The sequence below is a fragment of the Micromonospora sp. WMMD714 genome, assembly GCF_029581315.1.
GTDB lineage: Bacteria > Actinomycetota > Actinomycetes > Mycobacteriales > Micromonosporaceae > Micromonospora > Micromonospora rifamycinica.
Genome location: NZ_CP120744.1, coordinates 1,059,626 through 1,083,643, shown reverse-complemented (window position 1 = coordinate 1,083,643; position 24,018 = coordinate 1,059,626). Strand labels below are relative to the sequence as shown.

The 24,018-nt window shown below is 74.0% G+C and carries 24 protein-coding genes; 17 read left to right on the top strand and 7 right to left on the bottom strand.

Annotated elements, in window-relative coordinates; translation table 11 throughout:
* Nucleotides 1-58 precede the first annotated feature (58 nt).
* On the top strand, nucleotides 59-403 hold the full coding sequence (locus O7625_RS04930) for an Lsr2 family protein (RefSeq protein ID WP_168222573.1): 345 nt from the start codon (nucleotides 59-61) through the stop codon (nucleotides 401-403).
* A gap of 394 nt (nucleotides 404-797) precedes the next feature.
* Nucleotides 798-3,323, top strand: coding sequence for an ATP-dependent Clp protease ATP-binding subunit (locus O7625_RS04925; protein WP_067302176.1), 2,526 nt, complete (start codon nucleotides 798-800; stop codon nucleotides 3,321-3,323).
* Nucleotides 3,324-3,508: 185 nt separating this feature from the next.
* On the opposite strand, the gene O7625_RS04920 is transcribed toward O7625_RS04925, so the two are convergent.
* Nucleotides 3,509-4,414, bottom strand: coding sequence for an A/G-specific adenine glycosylase (locus O7625_RS04920; protein WP_282344622.1), 906 nt, complete (start codon nucleotides 4,412-4,414; stop codon nucleotides 3,509-3,511).
* A 96-nt stretch (nucleotides 4,415-4,510) separates the two neighbouring features.
* On the opposite strand from O7625_RS04920, the gene O7625_RS04915 reads away from it, so the two are divergent.
* The 3 genes from O7625_RS04915 to O7625_RS04905 all read left to right on the top strand — a co-directional run bounded on the left by O7625_RS04915 (nucleotide 4,511) and on the right by O7625_RS04905 (nucleotide 6,696).
* Nucleotides 4,511-5,023, top strand: a complete 513-nt coding sequence (locus O7625_RS04915; RefSeq protein WP_067302170.1) for an ACT domain-containing protein — start codon at nucleotides 4,511-4,513, stop codon at nucleotides 5,021-5,023.
* Nucleotides 5,024-5,138: 115 nt separating this feature from the next.
* Nucleotides 5,139-5,702 carry a peptide deformylase gene (locus tag O7625_RS04910; protein ID WP_282344621.1) on the top strand — a complete coding sequence of 188 codons (564 nt, stop codon included), beginning with the start codon at nucleotides 5,139-5,141 and terminating at the stop codon, nucleotides 5,700-5,702.
* A 274-nt stretch (nucleotides 5,703-5,976) separates the two neighbouring features.
* Nucleotides 5,977-6,696 (top strand): hypothetical protein, encoded by a 720-nt coding sequence (locus tag O7625_RS04905; protein ID WP_282344620.1) that lies wholly within the window; start codon nucleotides 5,977-5,979, stop codon nucleotides 6,694-6,696.
* A 33-nt stretch (nucleotides 6,697-6,729) separates the two neighbouring features.
* Here O7625_RS04905 and disA read toward each other — a convergent pair whose 3' ends face one another.
* The 4 genes from disA to O7625_RS04885 form a co-directional block, all read right to left on the bottom strand.
* Entirely contained in the window at nucleotides 6,730-7,911 is a 1,182-nt protein-coding gene (disA, locus tag O7625_RS04900; protein WP_067302160.1) for a DNA integrity scanning diadenylate cyclase DisA, read from the bottom strand.
* Between the two features lie 143 nt (nucleotides 7,912-8,054).
* The gene (radA, locus tag O7625_RS04895) at nucleotides 8,055-9,506 is read right to left on the bottom strand and encodes a DNA repair protein RadA (protein WP_067302157.1); all 1,452 of its coding nucleotides are present in this window, start codon (nucleotides 9,504-9,506) and stop codon (nucleotides 8,055-8,057) included.
* Nucleotides 9,507-9,598: 92 nt separating this feature from the next.
* Nucleotides 9,599-10,378, bottom strand: coding sequence for a hypothetical protein (locus O7625_RS04890; RefSeq protein WP_282344619.1), 780 nt, complete (start codon nucleotides 10,376-10,378; stop codon nucleotides 9,599-9,601).
* Between the two features lie 147 nt (nucleotides 10,379-10,525).
* On the bottom strand, nucleotides 10,526-11,365 hold the full coding sequence (locus O7625_RS04885) for a UbiA family prenyltransferase (RefSeq protein WP_282344618.1): 840 nt from the start codon (nucleotides 11,363-11,365) through the stop codon (nucleotides 10,526-10,528).
* Between the two features lie 46 nt (nucleotides 11,366-11,411).
* Here O7625_RS04885 and O7625_RS04880 point away from each other — a divergent pair, with 46 nt between their 5' ends.
* From O7625_RS04880 to O7625_RS04865, 4 genes are all read left to right on the top strand, one after another.
* Entirely contained in the window at nucleotides 11,412-12,203 is a 792-nt protein-coding gene (locus O7625_RS04880) for a methyltransferase domain-containing protein (RefSeq protein ID WP_282344617.1), read from the top strand.
* A gap of 44 nt (nucleotides 12,204-12,247) precedes the next feature.
* The gene (locus tag O7625_RS04875; RefSeq protein ID WP_282344616.1) at nucleotides 12,248-13,414 is read left to right on the top strand and encodes an acyl-CoA dehydrogenase family protein; all 1,167 of its coding nucleotides are present in this window, start codon (nucleotides 12,248-12,250) and stop codon (nucleotides 13,412-13,414) included.
* A 58-nt stretch (nucleotides 13,415-13,472) separates the two neighbouring features.
* A complete protein-coding gene (locus O7625_RS04870; RefSeq protein ID WP_282344615.1) occupies nucleotides 13,473-14,534 on the top strand; it encodes a 3-oxoacyl-[acyl-carrier-protein] synthase III C-terminal domain-containing protein in 1,062 nt (353 codons plus the stop codon).
* Nucleotides 14,535-14,843: 309 nt separating this feature from the next.
* Nucleotides 14,844-15,407, top strand: coding sequence for a hypothetical protein (locus O7625_RS04865; protein WP_282344614.1), 564 nt, complete (start codon nucleotides 14,844-14,846; stop codon nucleotides 15,405-15,407).
* A gap of 25 nt (nucleotides 15,408-15,432) precedes the next feature.
* Here O7625_RS04865 and O7625_RS04860 read toward each other — a convergent pair whose 3' ends face one another.
* A complete protein-coding gene (locus O7625_RS04860) occupies nucleotides 15,433-16,161 on the bottom strand; it encodes a hypothetical protein (protein WP_282344612.1) in 729 nt (242 codons plus the stop codon).
* Between the two features lie 327 nt (nucleotides 16,162-16,488).
* Between O7625_RS04860 and O7625_RS04855 the strand changes: the two genes are divergently transcribed.
* Genes O7625_RS04855 through O7625_RS04840 form a run of 4 tightly spaced genes read left to right on the top strand, consistent with a single transcriptional unit; the run spans nucleotide 16,489 to nucleotide 19,472 of the window.
* Nucleotides 16,489-16,974, top strand: coding sequence for a CarD family transcriptional regulator (locus O7625_RS04855; protein WP_013288937.1), 486 nt, complete (start codon nucleotides 16,489-16,491; stop codon nucleotides 16,972-16,974).
* A 54-nt stretch (nucleotides 16,975-17,028) separates the two neighbouring features.
* Nucleotides 17,029-17,724 (top strand): 2-C-methyl-D-erythritol 4-phosphate cytidylyltransferase, encoded by a 696-nt coding sequence (ispD, locus tag O7625_RS04850; protein ID WP_282344610.1) that lies wholly within the window; start codon nucleotides 17,029-17,031, stop codon nucleotides 17,722-17,724.
* A 16-nt stretch (nucleotides 17,725-17,740) separates the two neighbouring features.
* Nucleotides 17,741-18,223, top strand: coding sequence for a 2-C-methyl-D-erythritol 2,4-cyclodiphosphate synthase (gene ispF, locus O7625_RS04845; RefSeq protein WP_067302128.1), 483 nt, complete (start codon nucleotides 17,741-17,743; stop codon nucleotides 18,221-18,223).
* Nucleotides 18,224-18,230: 7 nt separating this feature from the next.
* Nucleotides 18,231-19,472 (top strand): tetratricopeptide repeat protein, encoded by a 1,242-nt coding sequence (locus O7625_RS04840; protein WP_282344605.1) that lies wholly within the window; start codon nucleotides 18,231-18,233, stop codon nucleotides 19,470-19,472.
* Between the two features lie 122 nt (nucleotides 19,473-19,594).
* Here O7625_RS04840 and O7625_RS04835 read toward each other — a convergent pair whose 3' ends face one another.
* Nucleotides 19,595-20,779 (bottom strand): cupin domain-containing protein, encoded by a 1,185-nt coding sequence (locus O7625_RS04835; protein WP_282344603.1) that lies wholly within the window; start codon nucleotides 20,777-20,779, stop codon nucleotides 19,595-19,597.
* A gap of 95 nt (nucleotides 20,780-20,874) precedes the next feature.
* On the opposite strand from O7625_RS04835, the gene O7625_RS04830 reads away from it, so the two are divergent.
* The 4 genes from O7625_RS04830 to O7625_RS04815 all read left to right on the top strand — a co-directional run bounded on the left by O7625_RS04830 (nucleotide 20,875) and on the right by O7625_RS04815 (nucleotide 23,967).
* Nucleotides 20,875-21,732, top strand: coding sequence for a hypothetical protein (locus O7625_RS04830; protein WP_282344601.1), 858 nt, complete (start codon nucleotides 20,875-20,877; stop codon nucleotides 21,730-21,732).
* A complete protein-coding gene (fahA, locus tag O7625_RS04825) occupies nucleotides 21,729-22,925 on the top strand; it encodes a fumarylacetoacetase (protein ID WP_282344599.1) in 1,197 nt (398 codons plus the stop codon). The genes O7625_RS04830 and fahA overlap by 4 nt, the downstream gene beginning before the upstream one ends.
* Nucleotides 22,926-23,167: 242 nt before the next feature.
* Nucleotides 23,168-23,377 carry a DUF397 domain-containing protein gene (locus O7625_RS04820; protein ID WP_067302111.1) on the top strand — a complete coding sequence of 70 codons (210 nt, stop codon included), beginning with the start codon at nucleotides 23,168-23,170 and terminating at the stop codon, nucleotides 23,375-23,377.
* Between the two features lie 107 nt (nucleotides 23,378-23,484).
* Complete coding sequence (locus O7625_RS04815) at nucleotides 23,485-23,967, top strand: SRPBCC family protein (RefSeq protein WP_067302107.1); 483 nt, start codon at nucleotides 23,485-23,487, stop codon at nucleotides 23,965-23,967.
* Nucleotides 23,968-24,018: the final 51 nt, after the last annotated feature.

Genomic DNA, 24,018 nt, shown 5'->3' with positions numbered 1-24,018 from the left:
TCGGGCGGGTTATCGTGCTCCTATTGCAGGAGCACCCTGCTCGAAAGGAATGTGGGACGTGGCCAAGCAGATCATTCACAAGCTGGTCGATGACCTGGACGGCGGGGACGCGGACGAGACCGTCAAGTTCGCGCTCGACGGCGTTCAGTACGAGATCGACCTGTCGAACTCCAACGCCGACAAATTGCGGGATGTTTTCGCGCCCTACGTGGCCGCCGGCACCCGGGTCGGTCGGGGCGGCGTGGTCGTGGGCGGCCGGGCCGCCCGGGGCCGGGGCGGGGCGACCGCCGACCGCGAGCAGAACAAGGCGATCCGGTCCTGGGCCAAGAAGAACGGCAAGGACATCTCCGACCGGGGTCGCATCCCGCAGGAGATCGTCGACGAGTACCACGCGACCCGCTGAGCCGTCGGCGGCGAACCGACGCCGGGCCGGAGCATCCCTCCGGGCCGGCGTCGCCGTCTCCGGGCGGGAAGGTCTCCGGGGCCGGGGGCGTTGTCCACAGCCGGTGGAGAGCTCGTCCACAGCCTGTGGACGACCCACGGGGGCGCCGGAGGGCGGTCTGCGCCCCGGGTGAATTTCGCTCTGCGCGTACAGGCTGGGGTGCCGGAACACCTCCTGAGCGCGGATGGTTGGTCAAAACGACGTCGGAACGGCTCGGTGCGAGGAGACACGACCTCAGCGGAGTCGGTCAGCGGCGATAGAGTAAGGAGGCACGGACGCCCGTCCCGGACGTTCGCGCACCGGCCCCGCCAAGATCTCGCAGTCGAGGCGCACGGCACGTGAGGAGCACGAGGGCATGTTCGAGCGGTTCACCGACCGAGCGCGACGGGTTGTCGTCCTGGCCCAAGAAGAGGCCCGGATGCTCAACCACAACTACATCGGTACGGAGCACATCCTGCTGGGCCTGATCCACGAGGGTGAGGGCGTCGCGGCCAAGGCCCTGGAGAGCCTCGGCATCTCCCTGGAGGGCGTCCGCCAGCAGGTCGAGGAGATCATCGGCCAGGGCCAGCAGGCGCCGAGCGGGCACATCCCGTTCACGCCCCGGGCCAAGAAGGTGCTGGAGCTGTCCCTGCGCGAGGCGCTGCAGCTCGGCCACAACTACATCGGCACCGAGCACATCCTGCTCGGGCTGATCCGCGAGGGCGAGGGCGTCGCCGCCCAGGTGCTGGTGAAGCTGGGCGCCGACCTCAACCGGGTCCGCCAGCAGGTGATCCAGCTCCTCTCCGGCTACCAGGGCAAGGAGCCGGCCGCCGCCGGCACCGCGCCGGGTGAGGCCGCCCCGTCGACCAGCCTCGTGCTGGACCAGTTCGGTCGTAACCTGACCCAGGCTGCCCGCGAGGGCAAGCTCGACCCGGTGATCGGGCGGGAGAAGGAGATCGAGCGGGTCATGCAGGTGCTGTCCCGCCGCACCAAGAACAACCCGGTCCTGATCGGCGAGCCCGGGGTCGGCAAGACGGCCGTGGTGGAGGGCCTGTCCCAGAAGATCATCAAGGGCGAGGTGCCCGAGACGCTGAAGGACAAGCAGCTCTACACCCTCGACCTCGGCGCCCTGGTCGCCGGCTCCCGGTACCGCGGTGACTTCGAGGAGCGCCTCAAGAAGGTGCTCAAGGAGATCCGCACCCGGGGCGACATCATCCTGTTCATCGACGAGATCCACACCCTGGTCGGCGCGGGCGCCGCCGAGGGCGCGATCGACGCGGCGAGCATCCTCAAGCCGATGCTGGCCCGGGGCGAGCTGCAGACCATCGGCGCGACCACCCTCGACGAGTACCGCAAGCACCTGGAGAAGGACGCCGCGCTCGAGCGCCGTTTCCAGCCGATCCAGGTGGGTGAGCCGTCGCTGGCGCACACCATCGAGATCCTGAAGGGCCTGCGGGACCGCTACGAGGCGCACCACCGGGTCTCGATCACGGATGCGGCCCTGGTGGCCGCCGCGACGCTGGCCGACCGGTACATCTCCGACCGCTTCCTGCCGGACAAGGCGATCGACCTGATCGACGAGGCCGGTGCCCGGATGCGGATCCGCCGGATGACCGCGCCGCCGGACCTGCGCGACTTCGACGAGCGGATCGCCCAGGTGCGCCGGGACAAGGAGTCCGCGATCGACGCGCAGGACTTCGAGCGGGCCGCCCAGCTCCGGGACAAGGAGAAGCAGCTCCTGGGGCAGAAGGCGCAGCGGGAGAAGGAGTGGAAGGCCGGTGACCTGGACGTCGTCAGCGAGGTCGACGACGAGCAGATCGCCGAGGTGCTCGGCAACTGGACCGGCATCCCGGTCTACAAGCTGACCGAGGAGGAGACCTCCCGGCTGCTGCGGATGGAAGACGAGCTGCACAAGCGCGTCATCGGCCAGGAGGACGCGGTCAAGGCGGTCTCGAAGGCGATCCGGCGTACCCGGGCCGGCCTGAAGGACCCGAAGCGGCCGTCCGGCTCGTTCATCTTCGCCGGCCCGTCCGGTGTCGGTAAGACCGAGCTGTCCAAGGCGCTCGCCGAGTTCCTGTTCGGCAGCGAGGACGCGCTGATCCAGCTGGACATGTCCGAGTTCCACGACCGGTACACGGTGTCCCGCCTGGTCGGTGCCCCTCCCGGCTACGTCGGTTACGACGAGGGCGGGCAGCTGACCGAGAAGGTTCGCCGTCGGCCGTTCTCGGTGGTGCTCTTCGACGAGATCGAGAAGGCCCACCCGGACGTGTTCAACACCCTGCTCCAGATCCTGGAGGACGGTCGGTTGACCGACGGTCAGGGCCGGATCGTGGACTTCAAGAACACGGTCATCATCCTGACCACCAACCTGGGCACCCGGGACGTGGCCAAGGCGGTGTCGCTGGGCTTCCAGCAGTCGGAGGACTCCGAGTCCACCTACGACCGGATGAAGCAGAAGGTCAACGACGAGCTGAAGCAGCACTTCCGGCCCGAGTTCCTGAACCGGATCGACGACACCATCGTCTTCCACCAGCTGCGCCAGAACGAGATCCTCTCGATCGTGGACATCATGATCCAGCGGATCGAGGGCCAGCTCCGCAACAAGGACATGGGCCTGGAGCTGACCGAAAACGCCAAGAAGTACCTGTCCAAGAAGGGCTTCGACCCGGTGCTGGGCGCCCGTCCGCTGCGTCGGACGATCCAGCGCGACATCGAGGACAACCTCTCCGAGCGGATCCTGTTCAACGACCTGACCCCGGGTCAGATCGTGGTGGTGGACTGCGAGGGAGACCCGGAGGACATCGACAAGTCGAAGCTGGTCTTCCACGGCTCCGACCGTCCGGCCGCGGTGCCGGACGCCGTTCCGGCCGACCTGGGTGGCACCGCCGCCGCAGGCGAGTAGGCAGGACAGAGCACCAGGGCGACGGCCCGGTGGCGCGAGCCACCGGGCCGTCGCCCGTTCGTTTATGCCGTGTGCCGTGCGGACCGTGCCGAGCCGGCGGCCGGTCGCGTCGGTGGTCGGCTGCGCCGGTGGTCCGGCGGGCACGCCCGATCGCCGTCAGCGGTACCCGCCGCCGGTGCCCCGGGTCAGCCGGGGAGCGGCTGGACGGCGGGGCCGTCGCCGACGAGCCGGAAGTTCTCCTCGCCGACCGGTTCGACCAGGCCGTCCTTCACCAGCCCGGCCAGCGCCCGGGCCCGCTGTACGTCGTCGTGCCACACCTGGTCGAGCCGCTGGTGCGGCACCGGGCCGGTGGTGTCCCGGAGGACCTCCAGCAGCAGCCCCCGCACCTGACGGTCGGTGCCGGCGTACCGCTGGGTCTTGCGGGTCGGGCCGCTCGGCGCGACCTGACCGGAGGCCCGCCAGGCGCAGATCGACTCGACCGGGCAGGCCGGGCAGCGCGGGGAGCGGGCGGTGCAGACGATCGCGCCGAGCTCCATGAAGGCGGCGCTGGCCAGCGCGGCGGCACTCGGCTCAGTGGGTAGCAGCTCCGCACAGGCGACCAGATCGGCCGGGGTGGTGGCCGGCCCGGCGTCCGGTTCCCCGGCGACGGCCCGGGAGACGACCCGCCGGACGTTCGTGTCGACCACCGGGTGCCGCTGACCGAACGCGAACGCGGCGACCGCCCGCGCCGTGTACGTCCCGACCCCGGGCAGCGCCAGCAACTGCTCCAACTGGTCGGGCACCCGCCCGCCGTGCCGTTCCACGATCGCCACCGCGCAGTCGCGCAGCCGTACCGCCCGGCGGGGGTAGCCGAGCCGGCCCCACATCCTGATCGCCTCGGCCTGGGTGTCGGCGGCGAGGGCGGCGGGATCGGGCCAGCGGGCGAGCCAGGCGTGCCAGGCGGGCAGGACCCGTACCACCGGCGTCTGCTGGAGCATGACCTCGCTGACCAGGATCGGCCAGGCCCCGACCCCCGGCACCCGCCAGGGCAGGTCACGGGCGTTCTGCACGTACCACCGGCTGACCAGGGTGGTGAAGGTCTGTTCAGTCATCGCGTCGACGATGATGTCACGCGGCCACTTCCCGCTGGGTGGGCGGGCCGGGCGGGGCATCGCCGGGGCGACGGGTGGATCGGGCAGAATGCCCGGATGAGCGAGCTCGCGATCACCGTCATCGGTCGGGACCGGCCCGGCATCGTGGCCGACGTCGCCGAGGTGCTCGCCGGGCTCGGCGCGAACCTCACCGACTCCACCATGACCCGGCTACGCGGCCACTTCGCCATGACGTTGATCTGTGTGGGGCCGGCCGCCGCCGAGGTCGAGGCCGCCCTGACGCCGCTGGCCGCCGACGGTCAACTACTGGCCACCGTACGCGCGGTCACTCCGGACGGCGCTGCGGCCCCGACGGGTGAGCCGTACGTGCTGGCGGTGCACGGCGCGGACCGGATGGGCATCGTGGCGGCGATGACCCGGGTGATCGCCGAGGCCGGCGGCAACGTGACGGACCTGAGCACCCGGCTGGCCGGCCCGCTCTACGTGGTGGTGGCCGAGGTGGACCTGCCGCCCGGCAGCGCCGCCGGGTTGACCGGCCGGCTCTCCGAGGTCGCCACCGACCTGGGCGTCGGGGTGTCCCTGCGCCCCGCCGACCCGGAGCTGCTGTGAACGCGAGGAGTGAGCCGGGTTTGCGAGCCCCGCAGTCGCCCAGCGGGGGGAATCCGTGGAGCGCGAGGAGTGAGCCGGGTTTGCGAGCCCCGCAGTCGCCCACCAGGGGAAATCCGTGAGTGGGGCGCCGTCCGTGGGGCTCGGCGGCTGGACCCCGGCGGCGCTGGGCGTGCCGGGGGAGGTGCGCCCGGTGGTCTGTGCCCCCGAGCCGGTGCTGAGTCGGCCGGGGCCGGAGGTGGACCCGACGGCCGCGGAGACCGTCCGGCTCGCCGCCGACCTGGTCGCCACCATGCGGGTCTCGCCCGGGTGCGTGGGTCTGGCGGCGCCGCAGGTGGGGGTGGGCGCGCAGGTGTTCGCGGTGGACGTGACCGGCCATCCGAAGGCGGTGACGGTGCACGGCACGTTCGTGCTCTGCAACGCCCGGGTGGTGGAGGCGAGCCGGTGGAAGCCGGGCCGGGAGGGCTGCATGTCGGTGCCCGACCTGACCGGTGACGTGAAGCGGGCCAGCCGGCTGGTGGTCGAGGGGGCGCTGCCCGGGAGCGGTGCGCCGGTCCGGCTGGTCACCGACGGCTTCGAGGCCCGCGCCCTGCAACACGAGATCGACCACTGCGCCGGGCTGCTCTTCCTCGACCGGGTGGCCGGCGCGCACGCGGTCTACCAGCGCAAGGTCTACCTGTGATCCACCGGGCCGCGACGGTGACACCCGCGGTGCGGGGACGGCCCGGCGCGGGCGGGACGGACGACGACCGGCGGGGACGCGGTGCGCCGGCTGTGCGGGTTCCGGGTCGCGGTGCGCTGGCTGTGCCGGGTCGGGGTCGCGGTGGACGGTGGCGGCCGGACCGGGGCGTGCTCCGCTCGACCGTCGTGTGTGGAGTGTTGTTTCCGGCCCGGCGGCGGACGTCCGGCGAGTCGTGGTCGGTCCTCGTGCGTCGCGCCGCTACGGTGGGGGCATCATGCGTCTGACGGTCGGTCCCCTGCCATCCGCCGTGTACTGGCGGCGTCGTGCCGTCGTACTCGGAGCGGGGCTTCTGTTCTTGATTGTCCTGCTCTACTCGTGCACCCGGTCGGCGGACACCAGCACCACACCGGGTGCCGGTGCCTCGTCGTCGGCTCCCGCGGCGGGTGGTCCGTCGCCGACGGCCTCCGGGTCCGCGTCGCCGGCGGGGCCGTCCGACGCGCCGGACTCGTCGGCCGGGCCGGGCACCGAGTCGGGTACGAGCACCACGCCGCCGGCCGATCCGCCCGCACCGCCGGTCAACCCGGCCGGGGTGGACGACGGCACCTGCACCGACAGCGAGATCGCGGTGACCCCGGTGGCGCTCCCGTCCGAGGTCCGGCGGGGCGCCCCGGTGGACCTCAGCCTCAAGGTCCGGAACAAGTCCGGGCGGACCTGCAGCCGGGACGTCGGCGCCGACGTGCAGGAGTTGTTCATCAAGTCCGGCGCGGAGAAGGTCTGGTCGTCGGACACCTGCGGCACCGGCAAGGGCTCCGACGTGCAGTCCTTCACCCCTGGTTTCGAACGCTCCTACCAACTCACCTGGAACGGCATGGACGCCAGCCGGTGCAGCCAGGGGGTGGCCTCGGGTCCACTGCCGCCGGCCGGCAACTACCAGGTCTTCGCCCGGGTGGGCACCAAGCTGAGCGAGCCGGTCAAGCTGGTCGTCGTCGGCTGACCCGCCCCGGTCGGGTCGACGACCCGTCGCCGGTCAGACGTAGCGTTCCAGGATGGATGCCTCGGCCAGCCGGGAGAGCCCTTCCCGGACGCCCCGGGCCCGCGCGTCACCGACCCCCTCGACGGCCTGGAGGTCCTCAACGGTGGCGCCGAGCAGCCGCTGGAGGCTGCCGAAGTGCAGCACCAGCCGGTCGACGATCGCCGCCGGCAGCCGGGGCACCTTGGCCAGCAGCCGGAACCCACGCGGGCTGACCGCCGCGTCGAGCGCGTCGGAGGCGGCCGGGTAGCCGATCGCCTTGGCGACCGCGACCAGGTCGATCAGCTCGGTCGCGCCGAGCAGGTCCAGCTCGACCAGGGCCTCGTCGAGGGTGCGCGACTTGCGGCCGGTGGGCAGGTAGTCCCGGATGACCAGGGTACGGTCGGCGTCGACGCCGGCCATCAACTCGTCGAGCTGGAGGGCGAGCAGCCGGCCGTCGGTGCCCAGCTCGACCACGTACCCGGCGATCTCGTCGGCGATCCGGCGGACCATCTCCAGCCGCTGTACCACGGCGACCGCGTCCCGGACGGTGACCAGATCCTCGATCTCCAGCGCGGAGAGGGTGCCGGAGACCTCGTCGAGGCGGAGCTTGTAGCGCTCCAGGGTGGCCAGGGCCTGGTTGGCCCGGGAGAGGATCGCCGCCGAGTCGTCCAGCACGTGCCGCTGCCCGTTGACGTAGAGGCTGATGATCCGCATCGACTGGCTGACCGAGATGACCGGATAGCCGGTCTGCCGGGCCACCCGCTCGGCGGTGCGGTGCCGGGTGCCGGACTCCTCGGTGGGGATGGACGGGTCGGGCATCAGGTGTACGCCGGCCTGGACGATCCGGGTGCCGTCGCTGGAGAGCACCACCGCGCCGTCCATCTTGCACAGCTCCCGGACCCGGGTGGCGGAGAACTCGACGTCCATCGGGAAGCCGCCGGTGCAGATCCCGTCCACGACCTTGTCGTAGCCGAGGACGATCAGCGCACCCGTACGGCCGCGCAGGATGCGTTCGAGCCCGTCACGCAGCGCGGTGCCCGGTGCCATCAGGGCGAGATTGGCCCGGAGCGGGTCACCGGCGCTGCCGGTCGCTCCGGTGACGCTCACGCTGATCGGACGGGCGGGCGAACCCACGGCTGCGGCGCGGGTGTGGGGCGTCGCGCCGGCAGGCTTGGCGGCGTCGCGGTCGGTCGGCACGTGCACAGTCTACGGACTGCCCTGCGGTGGGTGCTCCCGTGGTTACTGTGATGTGTCGCGGCGTCGGATTCTTCCCACCCGCCAGGCCGTGACGGACTTTGCTCGGTATGGCCCGATCGGTCCGTGCGCTTCGCCACCCGGATTCACTCCGCGGAGGCCCGGGCGACCGCCTGGAGCGCTGATCGCACGTCCGTGACCTCGGTCACCTGCATCCGGTCCGGGCCGGCACCGGTGCTGTCGGGGCCGCAACCGGGTGGCACCAGAGCCACCCGGAAGCCGAGCCGGGCCGCCTCGGCCAGCCGGCGGGGGACCGCGCCGACCCGGCGTACCTCACCGGTCAGCCCGACCTCGCCGATCGCCACCAGGTGCGGCGCGATGGCCAGGTTGAGCCCGCCGGAGGCGACCGCCAGGGCGACCGCGAGGTCGGCGGCCGGCTCGACCACCCGGATCCCGCCGACGGTGGCCGCGAAGACCTCCCGGTCGTGCAGGGTGAGCCGTTCCGTGCGGCGCTGGAGCACCGCCAGCACCATGGCCAGCCGGGCACTGTCGAGCCCGGACACGGTACGTCTCGGCGAGCCGGCCACCGTCGCCCCGATCAGCGCCTGCACCTCGGTCAGCAACGCCCGCCGCCCCTCCATCGCCACCGTGACACAGGTGCCCGGCACCGGCTCGGAGTAGCGGGTGAGGAAGAGCCCGGACGGGTCGGCCAGGCTGCTGATGCCCCCCTCGTGCATCTCGAAGCAGCCCACCTCGTCGGCCGCGCCGAACCGGTTCTTGACCCCCCGCACCATCCGTAGCGAGGAGTGCTTGTCGCCCTCGAAGTGCAGCACCACGTCGACCAGGTGCTCCAACACCCGGGGACCGGCCACCTGACCGTCCTTGGTGACGTGGCCGACCAGCACGGTGGCGATGCCGCGCTCCTTGGCGACCGCGACCAGGGCGGCGGTGACGGCCCGGACCTGGGTCACCCCACCCTGCACCCCCTCGGTGCCGGTGGTGGAGATGGTCTGCACCGAGTCGAGGACCAGCAGGCCCGGCTTGACCGCGTCGAGGTGGCCCAGCACGGCGCTCAGGTCGCTCTCGGCGGCCAGCCAGAGCTGCTCGTGCAGGGCGCCCATCCGCTCGGCACGCAGGCGGACCTGGCTGACCGACTCCTCGCCGCTGACCACCAGCGACGGGCTGCCGGCGGTGGCCGCCCACTGCTGTGCGACGTCGAGCAGCAGGGTGGACTTGCCCACGCCCGGCTCGCCGGCCAGCAGGACCACCGCGCCGGGAACCAGCCCGCCGCCGAGGACCCGGTCGAGTTCGCTGACCCCGGTGGGACGGGCCCGCGCCGGCGCGGCGCTGATGGTGGCGATCGGCCGGGCCGGCTCGGCCGGCATCCGGGAGCTGACCACCCGGCCGGAGACGACCGGCCCGGTGACCGTGGACTCGACCACGGAACCCCACTCGCCGCACTCCGGGCAGCGCCCCACCCACTTGGGCGGTTGGTGGCCGCAGGCGTCGCACTCGTAGGCGGGACGGGGCTCACGGGCGGCCCGGCCCCGGGACACGCCGGACGCGCCGCGGGCGGGCGTGGATCGGGAGGTGGTCACCCCAGGACGCTAACCCCCACCGGTGACGAAAACACCGTCGGCGTGGTGGTCACCACGCCGACGGTGTCGTCGGTGCACAGGATGCCGCTGGTTCAGCCGCCGTGGCCGGAGGTGCCCTCCTGGCCGCTCTCCTCGCCGCCCTCGCGGTGCACGATCGGCGGGGCCGGGGCGCCCGGGCTCAGCGGCACGCCGACCGGGACCGGGGTGCTGACGGTACGACCGCCACCGAAGTCGAAGGTCAGGTCGACCTGCTGGCCGCTGCGCAGCTCCTCGTTCAACCCGACGAGCTGGAGGTGTCGCCCGCTCTGCACGTTGAGCAGGACGTAAGCGAGCGCCGGGATCTCGATCCGGGCCGGCTCACCGGCAGGCGCGGACGGCGAAGCGCCCTCGGACGGCGAAGCCCCCTCGGACGGGGAAGCGCTGCCGGACGGGGAGGCACCCTCGGACGGGGAAGCGCTGCCCGACGGTGAAGCGCCCTCGGACGGCGAGGCGCTGCCCGACGGGGAGGCGCTCCCGCTCTCCGACGGCGAGGCGGAGGCCGACGCGCCGGCCGTGCCGGTGAGCACGATCTGCCGGGCGCTGTCGGTGGTGACGGTGACGGTGACCGGATCCCGCGTGTCGTTGTAGATCACCGTGTTGATCGCGGCGTTCCCACCGGCGGCGAAGCCGTCCTCGCCGGGGTACTCGACGTAGAGGCCGCGCACCTTGTACGCGTCGTCCGGCGTCTGGACGTTGACGCCCTGGACCGACGGCTGCTTGTTGGCGGTCTCGGACACCTGGCCCGCCCCGCAGCCCGTCGCCAGCAGGGCGGTCGCCGCCAGGCCGGGCAGCAGCAGGGCGGCCCGCCGGGAACCCCTGATCGAGCGCGTCACGTCGGTCCTCCTCGTCACGATCCCCACCCGGTGCGGATCATCCCCCGGGCACGGGGTGGTCATACCCGCGCAGACCGCGCTCCAGGGTAGTTGGAGCTGATCGAGGGCCGCACACGGACCCGGTGCCGCCACCCGCGCGGGTGCCGGTCAGACCACCCGACCGCTCGCCACCAGCAGGACCACATCGATCAGGGCCACCACCAGCACGGCCCGGAAGGCGGCCACCGAGCGGCCCCCGCCCCGAATGGCACCGCGTCCCGCGTACCAGCCGACGACCGGCACCACGACGGCCGCCGTGAGGGCCGACCAGCCGACCCACGACGGTGGCCCGGGCGGGCCGACGACCAGGGCGACGGTGGCGGCGAGCAGCAGCCCGGCGGCGGCCAGCCGGCTGCCGGTGGCACCGAGCAGGTGCGGCAGCCCGCGCACCCCGGTCCGGGCGTCGTCGGCCAGGTCGGGCAGCACGTTGGCGAAGTGCGCGCCGGCACCCAGGCAGGCCCCCGCGACGACCAGCCAGACCGGTGGCGCGGGTGCCCCCGGCAGGGCGAGCACCACGAAGGCGGGCAGCGTGCCGAAGGAGACCGCGTACGGCAGCACCGAGGCCGGGGTGGACTTCAACGGCCAGTCGTAGAGCAGCGCCGAGACCAGGCCGACGGTGTAGCAGAGCGCGGCGACCGGGTTGGTGGTCAGCGCCAGCAGCGGGGTGGCGAGCGCGGCCAGCCCGGCGGCCACCGCCACGGTACGGCGGCTCACCGCCCCGGCGGCGACCGGCTTGTCGGCCCGGCCCACCGTGGCGTCCCGCCCGGCGTCCACCGCGTCGTTGGTCCACCCGACGGCGAGCTGGCTGGCCAGCACGGTGAGTACCACGGCGACCGTCCCGGCCGGACGGTGGCCGACGCCGACGGCGAGCAGCCCGGCCACCGTGGTCACCGCCAGGCCGGGCTCCGGATGACTCGCCCTGACCAGCCCTAACACCCTCCGCGACATATGGGAAGTCTGGTCGTTACCGGCCGGTCGTGCCACGCTCGGTGCCATGCGTGACGGTGCGGTCTCCAGCGGTGTCCGGGTGCTGCCCCCCAACGACCCCCGCCAGTACGACGACCTGGCCGGGGAGTGGTGGCGGCCCGACGGCGCGTTCGCGATGCTGCACTGGCTGGCCCGCGCCCGCGCCGCCCTGGTGCCGCCGGCGGTCCGGCCCGGCGCGGTGGTGGTCGACCTGGGCTGCGGTGCCGGGCTGATGGCCCCCCACCTGGCCGGCCGGGGCTACCGCCACGTCGGGGTGGACCTCACCCGGTCCGCCCTGGTGCAGGCGGCGGCGCACGGGGTGACAGTGCTCGCCGGTGACGCCACGGCGGTGCCGCTCGCGGACGGTTGCGCCGACGTGGTGGCGGCCGGCGAACTGCTGGAACACGTGCCCGACTGGCGCACCGCGGTCGCCGAGGCGTGCCGCCTGCTGCGCCCGGGTGGACTGCTGGTGCTGGACACCCTGAACGACACCGTGCTGGCCCGGCTGGTCGCGGTGGAGTTGGGCGAGCGGCTGCCCACCGTGCCCCGGGGCATCCACGACCCACGGTTGTTCGTGGACGACCGGGAGCTGGTCGCCGAGTGCGCCCGGCACGGTGTCGCCCTGCGGGTGCGGGGGATCCGGCCGTCGCTGCCGGCGACACTGGGCTGGCTGGTGCGACGCACCACCGGTGGTGCCGGCCCCGGCCAGCGCGGGCGGGCACCCGGGATCCGGCCGACCTGGTCGACCGCGGTGCTCTACCAGGGCCGTGGGGTCCGGCTGGGGCAGCCGGACCAGGGCCGTGGGGTCCGGCGCGGGTAGCCGGCCAGCTTGGGGGTACCAGGAAGTCCCAGGAAGGGGACCGTATGACTGTGGACGCAGTGGCGGCGGCCCGCCGGTTGGCGCCGAGGTTCGCCGCGCGGGCGGCCGGACACGACCGGGACGGCACGTTCCCGGTCGACGACTTCGCCGACCTGCGGGCATCCGGACTCTTCGGGCTGATGGTCCCGGCCGGGCTGGGTGGCGCGGACGCCACCTTCGCCGGGTACGCGGCCGTCGCCACCGAGCTGGCCCGGGGCAACGGCGCGACCGCGCTGGTGTTCAACATGCACGCCTCGGTCACCGGCGCGCTCGGGGCGGTCACCGAGGAGTTGGCCGATGCGTTGGGCGTACCGGACGAGGCGCTGGCCGCCCGGGACCGGCTGCTCAGGGCGGCGGCCGAGGGCGCCTGGTACGCGGTGGCGATGAGCGAACGCGGCGCGGGTGCCCGGCTGTCCCGGCTCAGCACGGTCTACGAACCGGTCGACGGCGGCTGGCGGATCAAGGGGAGCAAGACGTTCTGCTCCGGCGCCGGGCACGCCGACGGCTATCTGGTGGCCGCCCGCAGCGCCGCCGACCCGTCGATGGTCTCCCAGTTCCTGGTGCCCGCCGGGGAGGGGGTGACGGTGGAACCGACCTGGGACGCCCTGGGCATGCGGGCCACCTCCTCGCACGACCTGCACCTGGACGTGACCGTGCCGGCGGACCGGCTGCTCGGCGGGGTGGAGGGGTTGGCGCTGGTGGTCGCCCAGCTCATGCCGCACTGGCTGGTGGCCAGCTATGCCGCCGTCTACGTGGGGGTGGCCCGGTCGGCGGTGGACGCCGCCGCCGAGCACCTCAACGCCCGGGAGCTGGGTGGCCTGCCGGCGGTGCGTGCCCGGCTCGGCCGGGCGGACGCGGCGGTGGCGGCGGCGGAGCTCGTGGTGGCCGAGGCGGCCCGCCGGGTCGACGACGCCCCCGGCGACGCCGAGACGAACCGGTGGGTGTGGCGGGCGAAGCTGCTCGCCGGCAGTACGGCGGCGGAGGTGGCGGCGTCCATGCTGGAGGCGGCCGGCACCTCGGCGACGCGTCGGGGGCACCCGCTGGAACGGCTCTACCGGGACGCCCGCTGCGGCTCGCTGCACCCGGCGACGTCGGACGTGTGCGCCGACTGGCTCGGGGTGGCGGTGCTCGGGGGTGACCCGGACCGGGACGGAACGGCCCCTCGTTGGTGAGGGTGACGGAGGTCGGGGCGACCGCCGGACGGGCAGTGTGGACGAGAGGTGGGGACGGATGGCCGTGCCGTTGATCGCGGGGTTGGGGACGGCCCACCCGCCCGGCGCCAGCCAGGACGAGCTGTGGACGGGTCACTTCGCGAAGCACTTCTCGGGCACCACCCACGCGTTGGCCGAGCGGATCTTCGCCAACTCGGGGGTGTCCCGTCGGCAGGCGGCGGTCAACCCGCTGCTGGAGGACGTCTCCGACTGGCCTACCGAGCGGCGGATGCGGCGCTACCAGGTGGAGGCGTTGCCGCTGGGCAAGGAGGCGGTGGGCCGGGCGTTGACCGCAGCCGGGCTCGCGGCGGGTGACCTGGGGTTGTTCGTGGTCTGTTCCTGCACCGGCTACGCCACCCCCGGGCTGGACATCCTGCTCGCCCGGGACCTGGGCATGGCCCCGGACACCCAACGGATGTTCGTCGGGCACATGGGCTGTTACGCCGCCCTGCCGGGGTTGGGTGCGGCGAGCGACTTCGTGGCGGCGCGGGGACGGCCGGCGCTGCTGCTCTGCGCCGAACTGACCAGCCTGCACATCCAGCCCGCATCGGCCCGGATGGACACCCAGCAGATCATCTCGCACGCCCTCTTCTCCGACGCCGCGGTGGCCGCGGTGGTGGTCCCGGAGGCGGGGGCCGGCACGGCGGGGTACGCGCTGCGCGAGGTCGCCTCGGTCACCGACACCTCGACCGCCGACCACATGACCTGGGACGTCACCGACACCGGTTTCCGGATGGGCCTGTCGCCGAAGGTGCCGCAGGTGCTCTCGACGCACGTCCGGGGGCTGACCGCCGACCTGCTGGCCCGGCACGGCACGACGATCGACGAGGTGGACGGCTGGGCGGTGCATCCGGGCGGACCGCGCATCCTGCAGGTGGTGGAGCGGGAGCTGGCGCTGCCCGTCGACGCGCTGACGACCTCCCGGACGGTCCTCGACCAGCACGGCAACTGCTCGTCGCCGACGGTGCTGCTGATCCTGGACCGGTTGCTCCGGGCGGCGGTGCCACCCCGCAGGATCGTGCTGCTCGCCTTCGGCCCGGGGCTAACCCTCTACGCCGCCCTGCTCGAACGCCGGTCCTGATCCGCCACGCCGGCCGCCCTGCGCCACGCCGGCCGCCCTGCGCCACGCCGGCCGCCCTGCGCCACGCCGGCCGCCCTGCGCCACGCCGGCCGCCCTGCGCCACGCCGGCCGCCCTGCGCCACCCGGCCTCCGTGGGTCGTGTGGGCCTCCGGAGGGGCCGTACGGCAGGTTGCGCGGCCCCTGGAGGCCGTCGGCGGGGCCGTGGGGGCTGTGTGCGTAGGCACCCGGCCGGGATGAAGTGCCTGGTCGGAGCGGCCGGGGTCGGCGCTGCGCCGCGCGTCGTCGCCGGCTCCTGGTTACCCTCGCCGGGTGGGGGTCGAGGTGGGCGGTGGGGACCGGCTGCGCGGTGCGGTACTGGCCGGCGCGGCCCTGGTCGCGCTGCTCACCGGCGGTTGGTGGTGGTCGGCGTCCGCTCCGACGACCGCCCCCGCCGGGGCGGTACGGGCGGTGACGCCGAGGCCGTCGGCCGGTGTGGAGGCGACCCGACGGGTGGTGGTGCTCGACCTCCGGACCGGGCGGGTGCTGGAGTCGACAGAGCTGACCGGTGGGTCCGGTGACCCGGACGTGGGCCTGCCGACGTTCACCGACACCCAGTGGCGGGAACGGATGACCCTGGGGTCCGGTGGCGTGCCGGTCCGCCGGGAGTCGGCGGCCGACGGCGCGCGGCACCTCCTCCAGTACCGCTGCTCGGGGGACGGGACACTGCTGGTCTCGGTCCTGCACGACGATCCGCCACACCGACGACAGGCCGACTGCGACGGTGAGCTGGTCGCGTGGGAGCTGACCGGGCCGGACGGGCGTACCCGGTTGGAGTTCTCGGCGGTGGGGCCGGGGCCGGTGGAGCTGGAGGCGCAGGTCGTCGCGGTGCCCTGAGCGACGCCGTGGTGGGCCGGCCGGGTCAGCCGGCGAGCCGGGCCAGGTCGTCCCGGTAGTCGGCGGTGCCCCCCAGCTCGGGCAGGACCCGGACCACCGTGCCGGCGCGGTCCACCAGCAACGCCGGGGCGGCACCGGGCCGGGCGGGCAGGTGCACCGCGGCGCGGAGTTCGCCGGTGGGGTCGGCGAGGGCGCGGACCCGGCCACCGACCGGTGGGGCGGGGGTGACCTCGCGTCCGCCGGCCACGCTGACCACCTGGACGCCACCGGGTGCGGCGCCGGCGGCGGCGGCCAGCTGGGCGGCGCAGGCGCAGCTGTCCACCAGGATGATCATGGCGGGTAGCAGGCCGCGCAACGGCACCGGGGTCTGGTCGGCGTCGACCAGGTCGAGCGCGGGCAGCGACCGCCCGACCAGCGGGACCGGCGTGGTCGACTGCGGCAGCACGGTGGGCCGGTCGGTGCCCCGGGACGACCGGGGCCAGGTGACGGTGACCAGGCCGGCGGCGGTGGCGAGCACCGCCACCAGGAGGATCAGCAGGGGTAGCCCGAGCGGTGGCCGGCCGTCCGGGTGCCCGGTCGGCCCCAGCCGTCGCCGCCGGGCGGCCGAGGCGCGGCGGCGCAGCTCGCGTCGGAGCTGGGCGGCCTCGTCGGCGAGCGCGGACGCGTCGTCCGGCACGACCACCCGACCCCACTCCGGCGGGAGGCCGGGCAGGCCGTCGGATGGACCGTGGCCCTCTGCGTCAGGCATGCCCATCGGACCCCCGGTGAGTGGTGCGGCGAGCGGTGTGCGGTGCCCCTCCAGCGTCCCGCACGTACCCTCCTGCCGCCAGACCTGGGCGGCCGGGACGCCGCCGGGCTACCATGGGAGGAGCGCATAGCCCGAGAAATCCACGCTCCGATCACCCGTGCCGGGGTGTCATCCGCTGCTCACGGAGCGTGTTTGAACCATTGGTTTGGCCGCCTGTCAAGCTGAAGAAAGACCTCTCACAGGGCCCCTGAGCTGCGCCAACGGTCAGGACGGCAGCGGGACATTGGTGCCTGAGCGTGTTACCCTAGACACAGCGAAAGGGGTTTCGAACCTATGGTTTTCAGCGTCGGCGAGACCGTTGTTTACCCCCACCACGGGGCCGCACTCATCGAGGCAATCGAGACTCGGGTCATCAAGGGCGAGCCCAGGGAGTACCTGGTCTTGAGGGTCGCGCAGGGTGACCTGACGGTTCGGGTGCCCGCCGAGAACGCCGAGATCGTGGGTGTGCGTGAGGTGGTCGGCGAAGAAGGCCTGGGCAAGGTCTTCGACGTGCTCCGCGCACCGCACACCGAGGAGCCGACCAACTGGTCGCGGCGTTACAAGGCGAATCTGGAGAAGCTGGCCTCCGGCAACCCGCTGAAGGTCGCCGAGGTCGTGCGTGACCTGTGGCGCCGGGAGCGGGAGCGGGGCCTCTCCGCGGGTGAGAAGCGCATGCTCGCCAAGGCCCGCGACATCCTCGTCGGCGAGGTCGCGCTGGCGGAGAAGAGCACCAAGGACGAGGCGGAGACGCTGCTCGACAAGGTCCTCACCGAGGCCTGATCCGACCGCATCGTCGTACCCGACCCTGTAGCGAAGATTCCCGAGGACCGCGACGTGACCGCGCAGCTCAATCCGCGCGGTGACGTCGCGGTCCTCGTTCCTGCGGCCGGTGCCGGGGTACGCCTCGGTCCGGGCGGCCCCAAGGCGCTGCGGCTGCTCGGCGGCGAGCCCCTGCTGGTGCACGCGGTACGCCGGATCGCCGCCGCGCCGTCGGTGCACACCGTGGTGGTGGCCGCGCCGGCCGCCGAGGTCGACGCGGTCCGGCGGCTGCTGGACCCGGTGGCCCCGGTCCTGGTGGTGGCCGGCGGCGCCGAGCGGCAGGCGTCGGTGGCGAACGCCCTGGCCGCGGTGCCCCCCGGTCCGGCCATCGTGCTGGTGCACGACGCGGCCCGCGCGCTCACCCCGTCCGCGCTGGTGGAGGCGGTGGCGGCGGCGGTCCGGTCCGGTCACCAGGCGGTCATCCCGGTGCTGCCCGTGGTCGACACGATCAAGGAGGTGGACGCCGACGGCGTCGTCCTCGGCACCGTCGACCGGTCCGCCCTGCGGGCCGTGCAGACCCCGCAGGGGTTCCGTCGGGAGGTGCTGGCCGCCGCGCACGCCGCCGCCGGTGATCCGCTCACCGACGACGCCGGCCTGGTCGAGCAGCAGGGCGTGCCGGTGTTCTGCGTCCCCGGCTCCGAGTACGCGTTGAAGGTCACCCGCCCGTTCGATCTGACCCTGGCCGAGCAGCTGCTGGCCGCGGGGCATTGACGCGTACCCTCGATTCATGATCGTTCCCAGGGTCGCCGTCGGCACCGACATCCACGCCTTCGCCGCCGGCCGGCCGTGCTGGCTGGCCGGCCTGCACTGGCCCGGCGAGGACGGCCTGGCCGGGCACTCCGATGCCGACGTGGTCGCGCACGCCGCCTGCAACGCGTTGCTCTCCGCGGCCGGGCTCGGCGACCTCGGGGCGAACTTCGGGGTCGACGAGCCGGAGTGGGCCGCCGCCTCCGGGGTGACGCTGCTCACCGAGTCCGCCCGCCGGGTCCGCGCGGCCGGGTTCGCCATCGGCAACGTCTCGGTGCAGGTGGTCGGCAACCGGCCGCGGATCGGGCCGCGACGCGACGAGGCTCAGCAGGTGCTCTCCGCGGCGGTCGGCGCACCGGTCACCGTCACCGCGGCCACCAGCGACGGCCTCGGCTTCACCGGGCGCGGCGAGGGCCTGGCCGGCATCGCGGTGGCCCTGGTCTACGACGCGGCGGCCGGGTAGGTCCGCGATGACCGACGACGAATCGACCCTCGACGGCTACCGGCAGCGGTCCCAACTGCTGGCCGAGCTGGGCCGTTACGACGAGGCCGCCGAGGAGCTGGGCTTCGCACTCGCGCTGGCCCCGGCCGACCCGTCCGCGCTGACGTTGCTGGCCCGGCTGCACCTCGCCGCCGGTCGGCCCGGTGCGGCGGTCGCCGCCGCCGATGCGGCGATCGGCGGCCCGCCGGATCCGCCGGAAGCACCGGCGGCATTCGCCCCGCCGCCCCCATCCGGATCGCCAATATCGTCGGCCCCGTCGGCCCCGCCGTCCCCATCCGGATCGCCAATACCGCCGGTCCCGTCGGAGCCGCCGGGCTCACCGGGGGGATCGCAGCCGGTGGGACCGCCCGGCCCGCCGTCGAGCCGGCCCGGGCCGGCGGTCGGTTCCGGTCCGCCCGGGGAAGCCCCGGCGGTGGTGCCGACCGCTGCGCTGGTCATCCGGGCCATCGCCCTGGCCGACCTGGGGGAGTACGCCGAGTCGGCGCGTACCGCCGATCGGATTCTGGCGGCCGGGCCGACCGACGCGTACGCCCAACGGAGCGCGGCGGCGATCCTGGCCGAGGCGCGCAACGGCCAGCCGGCGCTGGACGCGGCCTGGCGTGGGGTGGAGCTGGCCCCCGACGAGCCGCAGGCGCATCTGGTGCTGGCCCTGGTCGCCGGCCGGCTGGAGCTGTTCGACCTTGCCGAGCGGGCCTACCGGGAGGCGTTGCGGCTCGATCCGGAGCTGGCCGGGGCGCGGGACGACCCGGGGGTGCTCCGGCTGGAACGGCGTCGCTGGGTGCTGGCGCTGGAACAGGTCGCCGCGTTGGCGCCGGTGCACCCGGCCCGGGCGGAGAAGGTGCCGGTCTGGGCCGGGCTGCGGCGGCTCGTCCTGATCGGCTGCGGCTGGTCGCTGGTGGCCAGTCTGCTGGTCGCGGTCCTGGCCGCCGGTGGGGCGGGGGCGAGCCGGCTGGTGGCGGTGCTGGCGGCGGCCGGGGGCGGTCTGCTGGCCTGGCGGCTGGCGAGGCAGGTCCCCGGGCTGGGCCGGGTGGTGCTGCCGGTGCTGCGCCGGGAGGACCGCCCGCTGGCGTTCGCGGTGTACGCGGTCCCGGCCGGGCCGGCCCTGCTCCTGCTCTTCGCCCTGGTGGGCAGCCCGTGGCCGCTGGTGGCCGCGATCACCGTCGCGGTGCCGGCCACCATGGTCGCCGGCACCCGAGCGGGCGTCTCCTAGCGCCGCACCCCGCCGCCTGGCGGGCTGTGTCCGAGCGGACGCACCGGCGGGGAGGCCGCCGGGCGTCGGCTGGTCATCGGCGGTCCGGAAGCCCGGGGCGGCACGCCGACCGGAGGCCGGGGTCAGGGGCGGCGGTTCCAGGTCCAGGCGTAGCCGGGGTCCTCGCACTCCACCGCCGCGTCGCAGAGGTCGAGCGGGCGGAAGGTGTCGACCATGACGGCCAACTCGTCGAAGAAGTCGACGCCGATGGACCGCTCGGCGGCGCCCGGCTGTGGGCCGTGGGTGAAACCGGACGGGTGCAGCGAGATCGAGCCCTGTTCGATGCCGGAGCCGCGCCGGGCCTCGTAGTTGCCGCCGGTGTAGAAGAGCATCTCGTCGGAGTCGACGTTGTGGTGGTGGTACGGCACCGGGATGGCGTCCGGGTGGTAGTCGACCTTGCGGGGCACGAACGAGCAGATCACGAAGTTCGGCCCGGCGAAGGTCTGGTGCACCGGTGGCGGCTGGTGGAGGCGGCCGGTGATCGGCTCGAAGTCGTGGATGGAGAACGCCCACGGGTACTGGTGCCCGTCCCAGCCGACCACGTCGAACGGGTGGTGGGCGTAGACGTGCCGGGTCCAGACGGTGCCGGTGGCCGTCCGGGCCCGGTGGCGGACCAGCACCTCGACCTCGGTGCCGTCGACCAGCAGGGGCGCGTCCGGTCCCCGGACGTCCCGCTCGCAGTACGGCGAGTGTTCCAGGAACTGGCCGCGCGCCGAGAGGTAGCGCTTGGGCGGGCCGATGTGCCCGGTGGCCTCGATGGTCAGCAGCCGGACCGGGGTGTCGCCGGTGGGGACCAGCCGGTGGACCGTCGAGGTGGGGATCACCGCGTAGTCGCCGGCGACCAGGTCGAGCGCGCCGAAGCTGGACTCCAGCCGCAGCGTGCCCGCCTCGACGTAGAGGCACTCGTCGCCGGTGGCGTTGCGGTAGAGCGGGGACGGGCGGTCGGCCAGCGCGTACCCGATCCGGACGTCGTCGTTGGCGAGCAGGTGACGCCGGCCGAGCACCGGGTCGGCCCCCGCGCCGTCGAGCTTGTGGGTGCGCAGGTGGCGCGGCTTGAGCGGATGGTTCGGCAGCCGGGTGTACCCGGGTGGGGTGAACTCCTCGGCGGCGACGATCGCGGTCGGCGGGTACCGGTGGTAGAGCAGGGACGCGTCGGCGGAGAAGCCCTCCTGGCCCATCAGCTCCTCGGTGTAGAGGCTGCCGTCGGGCTGGCGGAACTGGGTGTGCCGCTTGCGGGGCACCTCGCCGACGCTGCGGTAGTACGGCATGTCGCCTCCCGTATTGTCCCGATATCCGGCCGGCGGCGTCCGGTAACCGGACGGCACTGTCCGTTCCTTGACAGCGTCCCGTAGATTCTTGTCTCGTGTCAACGCAGGTCCCCCGCCTCCTCGCCGGGCTCGTCGACGACGCCGCCGTCTTCCCACCCGGGAGCGCGTCGCTGCCCGACGCGGTCGCCGCGCACCACGAACACCGCGTCTCCTGGTACGCCGACCTGGTGGGCCCGCTGCTGGTGCCCGCCTCCGCCGTCGTCGCCGGCGAACTGGACGGCCTGGCCGAGGGCGTCGTGACCGGGCTGATCGGGGACACCGGCCTCGACCGGCTGCCCGCCGCGCTGGCCCGCCTCGACGCCGCCGGCACCACCGTCCGGCAGGTCGAGGTGGCGGTCGCCCGACGCGGCGAGGACCCCCGGCCCGGCCTGACCGCGCTGCACGACCTGGTCACCCGGCGCGACGACCTCGACTGGTACGCCGAACTGCCGCTCACCTTCGGGCTGACCAGCGCGCTGGACACCCTCGCCGAGGCCCGCGCCACCGGCCTGCCGGTCGCCGCGAAGTTCCGCACCGGCGGGTTGGCCGCCGAACTCTTCCCCACCCCGGTCGAGCTGGCCGCGGTGATCTGCGCCTGCCGGGACCGGGGCCTGCCGTTCAAGCTGACCGCCGGGCTGCACCACGCGGTGCGCCACCTCGACCCGGAAACCGGCTTCACCCACCACGGCTTCGGTAACGTGCTGGCCGCCACCCTCGCCGCCGTCGACGGCGCCGAGGTGGACGAGGTGGCCGTCCTGCTCGCCGCCACCGACGCGGCGCGGCTGGTCGAGCCGGTCCGGGCGGCCGGCGACGCCGACCGGCCGCTGTGGGGCGGATTCGGCTCGTGCAGCGTCCGGGAACCACTGACCGATCTGATCCGGCTGGGGCTGGTGAACGGGGGATTCGACCGATGAGCTGGGTACCGGGCGTGGACGGGTCGCCGTACGGGGTGACCAACCTGCCGTACGGGGTGTTCCGGCACGACGGGCGACCGCCCCGGATCGGGGTACGCGTCGCCGATCTGGTGTTCGACCTGGCCGGCGCGGAAGCGGCGGGGCTGGTACTCGCCGCCGGGGCGTTCGGCCGGTCCTCCCTCAACGACTTCATGGCGCTGGGCCGCCCGCAGTGGACCGCGGTCCGGCAGCGCCTCGTCGAGCTGCTCACCGACCCGGCGCACCGGCCCGCCGTCGAGCCGCTGCTGGTGCCGCTGGCCGAGGTCGAGCTGCTGCTGCCGTTCGCGGTGGCCGACTACGTCGACTTCTACTCCTCGGAACACCACGCCGGCAACGTCGGGCAGATCTTCCGTCCCGGTCAGCCACCGCTGCTGCCGAACTGGCGGCACCTGCCGATCGGCTACCACGGCCGGGCCGGCACGGTGGTCGTCTCCGGCACCCCGATCGTCCGCCCGACCGGGCAGCGCCCCTCCGGCCAGGGTCCGACCGTCGGCCCGTCGGCACGCCTCGACATCGAGGCCGAGGTGGGCTTCGTGGTGGGGGTGCCGAGCGCGCTGGGTGACCGGGTGTCCACCGCCGACTTCACCGACCACGTCTTCGGGGTGGTGCTGGTCAACGACTGGTCGGCCCGGGACATCCAGGCCTGGGAGTACCAGCCGCTCGGGCCGTTCCTCGGCAAGTCCTTCGCCACCTCCGTCTCCGCCTGGGTGACCCCGCTGGACGCCCTGGCCGACGCGTTCGTGCCGGCCCCGACGCAGGAGCCGCCGGTGCAGGACTACCTGCGACAGACCCCGCACCTGGGGCTCGACCTGCGGCTGACGGTCGAGTGGAACGGCGAGCGGGTCACCGAGCCGCCGTTCGCCGGCATGTACTGGACCCCGGCCCAGCAGTTGGCCCACCTGACCGTCAACGGTGCGTCCCTGCGCACCGGCGACCTGTACGCCTCGGGCACGGTCTCCGGCCCGGAACGTGGGCAGGTCGGCTCGTTCCTGGAACTGACCTGGGGCGGCGCCGAACCGGTGACCGTCGGCGGCGAAGCCCGCACCTTCCTGGCCGACGGGGACACGGTCACCCTGCGGGCCACCGCCCCCGGCCCGGACGGCACCACCGTCGCCCTCGGTGAGGTCACCGGGCGGATCCTGCCCGCCCGCTGACCACCGGTCCGGCCGGATTCCGGTCCGCCGGTCTGCTCGTCCGCCAGCCGTGCTGTCGGTCTGCTCGTGTCCGCCCGGCTCCGGCCCGCCGGTTCGCACCGGTCGCACCGGCTGTCCGATCGTCAGCGTCCCCTGCCGCGTTGGTTCCACCGATTCCGTCGACACACCCCGCGCCGCCCGCCTCCCGTCGGCGACGTGGGGTGTGCCGGCGTGGCACGACCCAGTGGACAGGAGGTACGAGGATGAACGATCTCGTCGGCGCGGTGTGGCGCACCAGTAGCCGCTCGAACGACCAGGGGCTCTGTGTGGAGGTGGCGGACAATCTCGCCCGTACCCGGGCGGTGGTCGGGGTACGCGACTCCAAGGACCCGTCGGGTCCGGCCCTGGTCATCGGCCCGCCGGGCTGGACGGCGTTCGTCGACGCCGTGCGGGAGGGGCTGTTCCGCCCCTGAGTGACCGGTCACCGGTGCCCCGCCCGGGGCGCCGGTGACGGAATTTTCGCCGACCGGCCCCCCGGGGACCGCTCACCCCCCGTACGGTGGACGACACGGGAGGTGTCATGTCGACGGTTGCGGTCACCGAGTTCGTCGAGGCGTCGGCTGTCGACGTGTGGGCACTCCTGACCGACCTGCCGGTCCGCGTCGACTGGCTCTGCACGGTCAGCGCCGTCGAACTGCTCACCCCCGGGCGGCTCGCCCCGGGCACCGCGTGGCGGGAGACCCGCACCCGGCCGGACGGCGGCGACCAGCCGGAGGAGTTCGTCGTGCTCGCCGCCGAGCCGCCGCACCGGCTGGTGCTCAGCTCCCCCGGCATCGGGGTGGACTACCGGATCACCTGGACCCTGCGTGCCGTGCAGCGTCGCCGCCGGGGCCGTACCGCCGTCACCGTCGAGCACCGGGCGGTGCCGACCGCCCCGTACGGCCGGATGGTGGCGCTGCTCTTCGGCGGCCTGGCGGCCCGGACGGTGGAGGGCGCGATCCGGCGGGACCTGACCGCCCTGGCCGGCACCGTGCACCGTGTCGGCCGGGCCACCGCCGCCTGACCCGGATCCGGCGGCCGGCCCCGCGACTCTTCCACTGCCGGTGGTGACCGG

What these genes read in the sequence shown, in the direction of transcription:
- O7625_RS04915 (WP_067302170.1), top strand. Translation starts at nt 4,511, where the DNA reads ATGAGCGAGCTCGCGATCACCGTCATCGGTCGGGACCGGCCCGGCATC.
- O7625_RS04880 (WP_282344617.1), top strand. Translation starts at nt 11,412, where the DNA reads ATGCGTGACGGTGCGGTCTCCAGCGGTGTCCGGGTGCTGCCCCCCAAC.
- O7625_RS04860 (WP_282344612.1), bottom strand. Translation starts at nt 16,161, where the DNA reads ATGGGCATGCCTGACGCAGAGGGCCACGGTCCATCCGACGGCCTGCCC.
- ispF (WP_067302128.1), top strand. Translation starts at nt 17,741, where the DNA reads ATGATCGTTCCCAGGGTCGCCGTCGGCACCGACATCCACGCCTTCGCC.
- O7625_RS04815 (WP_067302107.1), top strand. Translation starts at nt 23,485, where the DNA reads ATGTCGACGGTTGCGGTCACCGAGTTCGTCGAGGCGTCGGCTGTCGAC.
- O7625_RS04875 (WP_282344616.1), top strand. Translation starts at nt 12,248, where the DNA reads ATGACTGTGGACGCAGTGGCGGCGGCCCGCCGGTTGGCGCCGAGGTTC.
- fahA (WP_282344599.1), top strand. Translation starts at nt 21,729, where the DNA reads ATGAGCTGGGTACCGGGCGTGGACGGGTCGCCGTACGGGGTGACCAAC.
- O7625_RS04905 (WP_282344620.1), top strand. Translation starts at nt 5,977, where the DNA reads ATGCGTCTGACGGTCGGTCCCCTGCCATCCGCCGTGTACTGGCGGCGT.
- O7625_RS04925 (WP_067302176.1), top strand. Translation starts at nt 798, where the DNA reads ATGTTCGAGCGGTTCACCGACCGAGCGCGACGGGTTGTCGTCCTGGCC.
- O7625_RS04855 (WP_013288937.1), top strand. Translation starts at nt 16,489, where the DNA reads ATGGTTTTCAGCGTCGGCGAGACCGTTGTTTACCCCCACCACGGGGCC.
- O7625_RS04820 (WP_067302111.1), top strand. Translation starts at nt 23,168, where the DNA reads ATGAACGATCTCGTCGGCGCGGTGTGGCGCACCAGTAGCCGCTCGAAC.
- O7625_RS04835 (WP_282344603.1), bottom strand. Translation starts at nt 20,779, where the DNA reads ATGCCGTACTACCGCAGCGTCGGCGAGGTGCCCCGCAAGCGGCACACC.
- O7625_RS04885 (WP_282344618.1), bottom strand. Translation starts at nt 11,365, where the DNA reads ATGTCGCGGAGGGTGTTAGGGCTGGTCAGGGCGAGTCATCCGGAGCCC.
- O7625_RS04920 (WP_282344622.1), bottom strand. Translation starts at nt 4,414, where the DNA reads ATGACTGAACAGACCTTCACCACCCTGGTCAGCCGGTGGTACGTGCAG.
- O7625_RS04870 (WP_282344615.1), top strand. Translation starts at nt 13,473, where the DNA reads ATGGCCGTGCCGTTGATCGCGGGGTTGGGGACGGCCCACCCGCCCGGC.
- O7625_RS04840 (WP_282344605.1), top strand. Translation starts at nt 18,231, where the DNA reads ATGACCGACGACGAATCGACCCTCGACGGCTACCGGCAGCGGTCCCAA.